4 protein-coding genes and 1 pseudogene are annotated in these 2,671 nt (G+C 67.1%); all 5 read right to left on the bottom strand.

The features are described from left to right. Window positions 1–957: Sua5/YciO/YrdC/YwlC family protein (locus VN856_RS17920; protein ID WP_325691423.1), on the bottom strand; the 957-nt coding region annotated here is incomplete at its 3' end. After that, window positions 950–1,195 (bottom strand): HypC/HybG/HupF family hydrogenase formation chaperone, encoded by a 246-nt coding sequence (locus VN856_RS17925; RefSeq protein ID WP_325691425.1) that lies wholly within the window; start codon window positions 1,193–1,195, stop codon window positions 950–952. The genes VN856_RS17920 and VN856_RS17925, both read right to left, overlap by 8 nt. Window positions 1,196–1,198: 3 nt before the next feature. After that, window positions 1,199–1,693, bottom strand: a complete 495-nt coding sequence (locus VN856_RS17930) for a hydrogenase maturation protease (protein ID WP_325691427.1) — start codon at window positions 1,691–1,693, stop codon at window positions 1,199–1,201. 23 nt (window positions 1,694–1,716) lie between these two features. Further along, window positions 1,717–1,836, bottom strand: a complete 120-nt coding sequence (locus VN856_RS28900; protein WP_414686988.1) for a DUF6893 family small protein — start codon at window positions 1,834–1,836, stop codon at window positions 1,717–1,719. Continuing rightward, window positions 1,824–2,671: pseudogene (locus VN856_RS17935) on the bottom strand (hypothetical protein); the annotation flags it as partial. The gene VN856_RS28900 and the pseudogene VN856_RS17935, both read right to left, overlap by 13 nt.

Raw genomic sequence — 2,671 nt, forward strand, 5'->3', positions numbered from 1 at the left:
GTACGGCAGCATCAGCCCGACCAGTGGGCTGCCGGGCGCGACAGCGTCGGCCAGCGGCGAGTCGTGGCGACGCCGCAACAGTACGATCGGCCGCGCGGGACTCGAGAGCACCGCGGCTTCGGTGTCGTCGAGATGTGCGTAGCGGCGTGCAATGTCGAGATCGCGCACCAGCACCGCGAATGGCTTGGCGCCCCGCGCTTTACGGGTCCGCAGCGCAACGACGGCCGCCTCGTCGTCGACGCGGCAGGCCAGGTGATAGCCGCCGACGCCCTTGATCGCGACCACCGCGCCGTCGGCCAGGGCCTGCTGGGTGGCCCCCAGCGCGGCATCGGATCCGGCGACGCGCTCGGTGTGCGCGGCGAACCACAGCGATGGCCCGCAGTCCGGGCAAGCGATCGGCTGCGCGTGGAAGCGGCGGTCGGCCGGGTCGTGGTACTCGGCCGCGCAGCGCGCGCACATCGCGAACGCCGACATGGTGGTGGCCGGTCGGTCGTAGGGCAGGGCGCGGATGATGGTGAACCGGGGACCGCAGTTGGTGCACGTCACGAAGGGGTGCCGGTAACGACGGTCGCCCGGGTCGAACAGCTCGGCGATGCAGTCGTCGCAGACGGCGATATCGGGTGGAATCGGGGTGGTGGCACCGGCGACCGGCTGGCTTTCCACGATGCGAAACCCGCTCTCGCACAGCCTGTCGGTGTCGACGTCGACGACGTTGACGGCGCTGATCGATGCCAGCGGTGGCGCCTCGGCGCGCAGCCTGCGAGCGAATTCGCCGATGAGTGTGCCAGGCCCTTGCACTTCGAGGAAGACCGCGCCCGAATCATTGCCGACGAATCCGGTCAGCCCGAGGTCGGTGGCGATCCGGTGCACAAATGGACGGAACCCAACCCCCTGAACGACACCGGTCACGGTGAACCGTTGCCGGACGCTATCGATGTGCAGCAGCGTGTCAGTCATCGTCGCGGCCCCGGCCCATCAACTCCAGACCGGTCATCGCCTGCTCGGCGCCGGCCCGGTCGGTCTTCTCGACGACGAACCCCATGTGGATGATCACCCAGTCACCGGGTGCAAACGTCTCCTCCGGCAACATGCCGACGTTGACGTTGCGTTGCTTTCCGGCGACGTCGACCAGTGCGAGTTGCCCCTCGTAACCATCCAGCATCCTGACCACTTGGCCCGGTATGCCCAGACACATCGGTCAGCCCTGCCTTTCCACCGACGCCGCCCGCGATCGAGTCCGCAGACCCGCGACGACTTCCTTGACGGCGTCGATGGCCCGTGGCACCGCGGCCGCGACGGACTCGCTAAGGCCGATGCCCTCGTCGACACTCTCCGCCTCACAGCCGATGACGACCGTGTAAGGCGGTTTGCCGCCGAGTGCCTTCAGGCTGTCGAAGACCGCCGCGGGATCCATGCTGTGGCTGTCCAGACCGGCCGTGGCGGAATGTGATTCATGGTCGGCCTCGAAGACGTGCAGAGCCCCCGGGCTGCCGCGATTGGGTACCGCGTCGACGAGGACCAGCGCGTCCCAGTCGTCAAGCAGGTCGTAGGCCAAGTGCATGCCTCCGATGCCGTAGTCGACGGCCCGCACGCCCGAATCGTCCTGCCGGACTGGGACGTGCCGGACTACCTCGGAGCCGAACCCGTCGTCGCCGAGGAAGATGTTGCCGATGCCGGCCACCAGGATGCGCACTGGTCTCGGACCGTCCGACGACGTTACATATGCCGGATCTTGAGGTACCGTCGCGCATCCGGGACGGATATCAGCCCTATCACGACTCCGGCCAATGCGAACATTGCCAGGATGCCGACGAACACCCATCCTACGATCTCCATATCGAATTCCTTTCTGTGGTGCTGGTTTCGAGCGGCTCGACTTCGTCAGGGGAGAAGTAGAGATAGCGGCCGTACCACTCGTGAAGGTCGGCCGCCGGATCGTCCTCGACGACGACACCGACGTGCTGGTTGCCGTCGACGTCCTCGTGCACGGTGGTGACGCGAGCCGTCCTGCCCGCGAAGAACACGTCCTGCGCGTCGGCCCGACGCCCCGGATGCAGAATCACCCGACTGCCCCGTGCCACCCGGACACCGTTCACCAGCACCGCGTCCAAGTCAGGCTGGACAGCGTTGTCGGCCAACGGATCCCACCAATCCACGCCATCGGGCACCTCCGGGATCAGACCGACGGCATCCCGCGGATCCCGTAGGGCTCCGTGTAGGCGCTCCATGGCTTCGGGTGACATGGAGTCACAGCTGTCGATGATCTGTGCGGCCAACGGATCGGTAGCCCGGGCCTGCGCCTTCTCCTCGTCGGTCATCGTCATCACGCGCAACGTCAGGATCTCGTCGATCTCGGTGCAGTCGTAGAGCGCGGTCTCGCTCTGTTCGGCGACCTCGGGGTGGTCGTAGAGGATGATCGGCGAGATCAGCAGCAGATCCCCGGCGCCGGGCGGGCCGGCCAGCACCGGGAAGCAGCGGTGCTGACTGCATCGGGACACCGCGTCCGCGGCCCGTGGCGGCGGCTCGAGGAGCGAGACGAACTCGCCGCCAACGACTTCCGCAATGACGTGGGTGCCGATCAGGGAACGGGATATCGCCTCGTCTTTATCCGCAGCAGGGCTACCGGTGTTTGCGACCCGTATCGAGACCCGATGCAGCGCACCGTCCGGCT

This window comes from Mycobacterium sp., from assembly GCF_035603715.1.
Classification (GTDB): Bacteria; Actinomycetota; Actinomycetes; order Mycobacteriales; family Mycobacteriaceae; genus Mycobacterium.